Annotated in this window: 5 protein-coding genes; 3 read left to right on the top strand and 2 right to left on the bottom strand. The window is 68.7% G+C overall.

Features of this window, described 5'->3' with window-relative positions:
• Position 1: 1 nt before the first annotated feature.
• Positions 2-718, top strand: coding sequence for a maleate cis-trans isomerase family protein (locus tag ACRDUX_RS36170; RefSeq protein WP_526421559.1), 717 nt, complete (start codon positions 2-4; stop codon positions 716-718).
• Positions 715-1,374, top strand: a complete 660-nt coding sequence (locus ACRDUX_RS36165) for a GntR family transcriptional regulator (RefSeq protein ID WP_526421557.1) — start codon at positions 715-717, stop codon at positions 1,372-1,374. The genes ACRDUX_RS36170 and ACRDUX_RS36165 overlap by 4 nt, the downstream gene beginning before the upstream one ends.
• On the opposite strand, the gene ACRDUX_RS36160 is transcribed toward ACRDUX_RS36165, so the two are convergent.
• Entirely contained in the window at positions 1,371-2,843 is a 1,473-nt protein-coding gene (locus tag ACRDUX_RS36160; RefSeq protein ID WP_526421555.1) for an NAD-dependent succinate-semialdehyde dehydrogenase, read from the bottom strand. The genes ACRDUX_RS36165 and ACRDUX_RS36160 overlap by 4 nt on opposite strands.
• 80 nt (positions 2,844-2,923) lie before the next feature.
• Here ACRDUX_RS36160 and ACRDUX_RS36155 point away from each other — a divergent pair, with 80 nt between their 5' ends.
• Positions 2,924-4,177 (top strand): class-III pyridoxal-phosphate-dependent aminotransferase, encoded by a 1,254-nt coding sequence (locus ACRDUX_RS36155; protein WP_526421553.1) that lies wholly within the window; start codon positions 2,924-2,926, stop codon positions 4,175-4,177.
• Between the two features lie 73 nt (positions 4,178-4,250).
• On the opposite strand, the gene ACRDUX_RS36150 is transcribed toward ACRDUX_RS36155, so the two are convergent.
• Positions 4,251-5,114: MFS transporter (locus ACRDUX_RS36150; protein WP_526421551.1), on the bottom strand; the 864-nt coding region annotated here is incomplete at its 5' end.

Here is a 5,114-nt window from a genome sequence, read left to right as displayed (position 1 = left end):
GGTGACAGTAGGCCTCCTCTACCCCGGTCACAGCGCGGAGGACGACTTCGGAGCGCTGGAGTCCCGGATTGGCGGAATGGTCCGGCTTCCAGTCGTGATCACCTCGGTGGGCGAGGACGCGCACCGGGTGGACGCCCTCCTCGACCTCGGCCGTCCCGAACGGCTGGCCGACGGCGCCGCGCAGCTCACCGCCGAGAAACCCGATGCGGTGATGTGGGCCTGCACGTCCGGCAGTTTCGTCTTCGGTCCTGACGGCGCCAGGGATCAGGCCTCGGGCGTCGCCGCTGCGGTCGGCGTCCCTGCGTCGTCCACCTCGATCGCCTTCGTCGACGCGCTGAAGCACGTTGGCGTGCACCGGGTCGCCGTAGCCGCCTCCTACCCCGACGACGTGGCCCAGCACTTCGTCCGGTTCCTGCGCGCAGGCGGTGCCGACGTGGTGTCGATGGGCAGCCACGGGATCGTCACCGCGGCCGAGGTCGGCACCCTCACCCCCGAGCAGGTGATCGCGATGGTCAAGGCTGCCGACCACCCGGACGCCGAGGCCGTGCTGGTGCCGGACACTGCGATGCACACGCTGGCGATCATCGGCGAACTCGAGGAGGCCATCGGAAAGCCGGTTCTCACCGCGAACCAGGTGACCGTGTGGAAGGGCCTGCAGCTCCTCGGTCCGGTACCCGCGCTGCCGGGGTTGGGCACGCTGTTCGGGGACCGACGGTGACGGACATCATCGCGCCCCTCGTGCAGCAGTCGACGCCGAGCATCATCGCGGACAAGCTGCGCCTGGCGATCGGTCACGGGGAACTCAAGCCCGGTGCCCAGCTGAGCGAGGCCGACCTGGCCCGCAAGCTCGGGGTCAGCAGGGGGCCCCTGCGAGAAGGCATGCAGCGGCTCACCCAGGAGGGTCTGCTGGTGTCGATCCGCCATCGCGGTCTCTTCGTGATCGAGATGACGCCCGACGACGTCCGCGACATGTATCTGGCCCGCGAGGCGATCGAACGCGCCGCCGCACGCAAGATCCTCGATGGCGACTTCACGGCGGCAGGCGACGCGCTGTACGAGATCGTCGAGTCGATGAACGCCGCCACCACGCCTGCCGAGGTCAGCGAGCTGGACATCGGCTTCCACGTGCGCCTGGTCGAGCTTGCCGACAGTCCGCGCCTGACCCGGATGCACCAGACCTTCATCACGGAGACGCGGTTGTGCATTCACGCACTCGAGGAGTCCTACTCGGTCTCCGAGGTCCGGGGTGAGGAGCACCGCGCCGTGGCCACGGCGATCAGGTCCGGCGACCACGAGCTCACCGACGAGTTGTTGATCGCGCACATGGACGACGCGATCAACCGGTTGACCCTTCCCGACGCCGCGGGCGCTTAATTCATCGCGATCCCAACGTATTTGGTCTCCAGGAACTCGTCGATACCAACCGCACCGCCCTCACGGCCCAGGCCGGATTGCTTCATGCCCCCGAATGGAGCGGCGGGGTTCGACACGACGCCCTGGTTGAGTCCGACCATGCCGGTCTCGAGGGCCTCGGCGACGCGCAGCGCGCGGCGCAGGTCGTTGGTGAAGACGTAGGACACCAGTCCGTACTCCGTGTCGTTGGCCGCCGCGATCACCTCCGCCTCCGAGTCGAACGGGGTGAGCGGCGCAACCGGGCCGAAGATCTCCTGGCCGGCCATCTGTGCGTCGCGCGGGACGCCGGTGAGCACGGTCGGCGGGTAGAAGTACCCCGCGCCGGGTGCCGCCGCCCCTCCGGTCAGCACCTTCGCTCCGCGCGCCACCGCGTCGGCGACCAGGGTCTGAACCTTCCGCAGTGCCGCCTCGTCGATCAGCGGCCCGACCTGCACCCCGTCGTCCGTCCCGCGGCCGACCTGCATCGCCGCCATCCGGTCGGAGAGGCGACGGCCGAACTCGTCGATCACCGAAGAGTGCACGTAGATCCGGTTGGCCGCGGTGCACGCCTCGCCCATGTTGCGCATCTTGGCCGCGATCGCGCCGGTGACGGCCTCGTCGAGGTCGGCATCGGAGAAGACGATGAACGGGGCGTTACCGCCGAGCTCGAGGGAGGTCCGCAGGATCTTCTCCGCACACTGCTCGAGGAGCAGCCGGCCGACACGGGTGGAGCCGGTGAACGAGAGCTTGCGGGCAAGGCCGGACCGGATCAGCGGCTCGAGCACCCCGCCCGCGTCCATCGCCGTGACGCAGTTGACCGCGCCGGCAGGCACGCCGGCCTCGGTCAGGATGTCGACGAGCGCGAGCATCGACAGCGGTGTCTGGTGGGCCGGTTTGATCACGCTGGTGCAGCCGGCCGCGATCGCGGGGCCGAGCTTGCGGGTGCCCATCGCCATCGGGAAGTTCCACGGGGTGATGAGTAGGCACGGACCGACCGGTTGCCTGGTGACCAGGAAGCGTGCGCCGCCGGCCGGTGCGGTCTGGTAGCCGCCGTCGATCCGTACCGCCTCGCTGGCGAAGTGCCGGAAGAACTCTGCGGCGTAGGCGATCTCGCCACGGGCTTCGGCGAGTGGCTTGCCCATCTCCAGCGTCATCAGCAGCGCCAGGTCGTCGATCCGTTCGTGCAGCAGCTCGAACGCCCCGGTGAGCATGTCGGCCCGCTCGCGCGGTGAGGTCGCGGCGAAGGCCGGCTGGGCGGCGACGGCGGCGTCCAACGCGGCCCGACCGTCCTGCGGCGTGGCATCGGCCACTGCGCACAGCGTCGTCCCCGTCGCCGGATCGAGGACGTCGAAGGTGCCTCCGTCCGCGGCGTCGACCCACTTGCCGTCGATGAACAGCCGCTTCTCGACGGCCTTGATAACGGGAACAGCTCCAACCTCTTGCTCACTCATCCGTAACCCCTTCCACCGGCACAGCACACTTGGATACTCTGATTGTTGACAATCTATCAATCCATAAGCAAGGGGATGACGTGGCCGAGCTCTCGCAGATTCTGAAACAGGCAACCGGCGTGGTCGCCGCCCGTGGTGAGGGCGTTCTGCTCTACGACGAGGACGACCGCCGATACCTCGACTTCACCGCCGGTATCGGGGTGACGAGTACCGGGCACTGCCACCCCAGGGTGGTCGAGGCGGCCCAGCGGCAGGTGGCGACGCTGATCCACGGGCAGTACACCACCGTCATGCACCGCCCCCTGCTGACGCTGGTGGAGCGGCTCGGTGAGGTTCTGCCGTCGGGTCTGGACCGGATGTTCTTCGCGAATTCCGGCAGTGAGGCGATCGAGGCGGCGCTGCGGCTCAGTCGCCAGGCGACGGGCCGCCCGAACGTCATCGTGTTCCACGGTGGCTTTCACGGTAGGACGGTGGCGGCGGGCTCGATGACCACCTCCGGCACCAAGTTCCGGTCCGGATTCAGCCCGCTGATGGGTGGCGTGCACGTGTCGCCGTTCCCCGACCCCGGCCACTTCGGCTGGCCGGTCGAGCAGGCGACCGATTTCGCGCTCACCCAACTCGACTACGTGCTGCAGACCCTGAGCGCCCCGGCTGACACGGCCGCGTTCTTCGTCGAGCCGGTGTTGGGTGAGGGCGGGTACGTGCCTGCGAGCGAGCGCTTCCTCGCGGGGCTGCGCGAACGCGCCGACGCCCATGGCATCCTGCTCGTCCTCGATGAAGTCCAGACCGGGTTCGGCAGGACTGGAAAGTTCTGGGGCGGAGACCATTTCAACGCGCGACCCGACATCCTCGTCACGGCGAAGGGGTTGGCGTCCGGCTTCCCACTGTCCGCGATCGCGGCATCGTCGGCGCTGATGGGGAAGGCCTGGCCGGGTTCGCAGGGCGGCACCTACGGCGCGAACGCGGTCGCCTGCGCCGCCGCGCTGGCCACCCTCGACGTGATCCAGGACGAACGCCTGGTCGAGAACTCGGCCGAGCGCGGCGCTCAGTTGAAGCAGGCGCTGCAGACCGTCGCGGACAAACACGACCAGATCACTGACGTCCGCGGCCTCGGTCTGATGATCGGCAATGAGTTTCGTGGCGCCGACGGCAAACCCGACCCGGCCACCGCCGCTGCCGTCCAGCAGGAGGCCGCAAGGCGCGGGCTGCTGCTACTGACGTGCGGGGCGTGGGGGCAGGTCGTCCGCTTCATCCCTGCGCTCGTCGTGACCGCCGACCAGGTCGACGAGGCGGCCGGGGTCTGGGCCGACGCCGTAGGCGCCATCCTCACCTGACGACGGCGAATGGCCAGTTATGCCACGCGATTTCGCAGGACGCGTGCCATAACTGGCCACTCACGCGCTTGGCTCAGGCGCGGGCGGGCTCGAGGTCGTAGGCCACGGGCGGCGGGGCGCCCGGCGTACCAGGGACGGTGGTGCCGTTGATCGGGCACCGCGTGGTCTCGGGGACCGTGATCAGCGCGATCGCGCCGATCACGCAGGCGGCCATCATGTAGTACGCCGGAACGAGGCCGTCGCCCGTCTTGCCGATGAGCCATTCGTTGACCGCGGGCGCGGTGCCACCGAATATCGAGGTGGACACGTTGTACGCGATCGCGAAACCGGCGTACCGCACATGGGTGGGGAACATCGCCGGGAAGCTTGCCGAGATCGTCGCCAGCTGCGGCACGTAAAGCAGACCCAGGACGGCGAACCCGATCACGGCCCCGGCCATGCCGGTGCCCATGAGCAGGAACATCGGTATGCCCGCGATGAAGAGGCCGGCCAGCGAGAACCACCACAGCGGCTTGCGCCCGATCCGATCCGACAGCCCGCCGGCGAACGGCAGGAACACCATCATCGCGAGCATGCCGATGATGGGAACGACCAGCGACGCGTCGGCCGACATGCCGATCTCGCCCTCCAGGTAGGTCGGCATGTAGCTGAGCAGGGTGTAGTTCACCACGTTCAGTGCGACGACCAGCCCGGCGAGCCGCAAAATCGGCCGCCAGTACCCGGCGAGAAGGTCCCTGAACTGGGACTTGGTCTGCTCCTCCTTCTCGCCCTTCGCCTCCAGCTCACGGAAGATCGGCGTGTCCTCCAGCCGGGTGCGCAGGTAGATCCCGATGAGGCCGAGCGGCGCGGCCACCAGGAACGGCAGCCGCCAGCCCCACGCATGCATCTGGTCGTCGCCGAGCAGCAGCGAAAATCCGAGCATCAGCAGCGCACCGAG

The organism is Mycobacterium sp., from assembly GCF_050701675.1.
Lineage (GTDB): Bacteria > Actinomycetota > Actinomycetes > Mycobacteriales > Mycobacteriaceae > Mycobacterium.
This window is presented reverse-complemented; position numbering and strand designations above follow the sequence as displayed.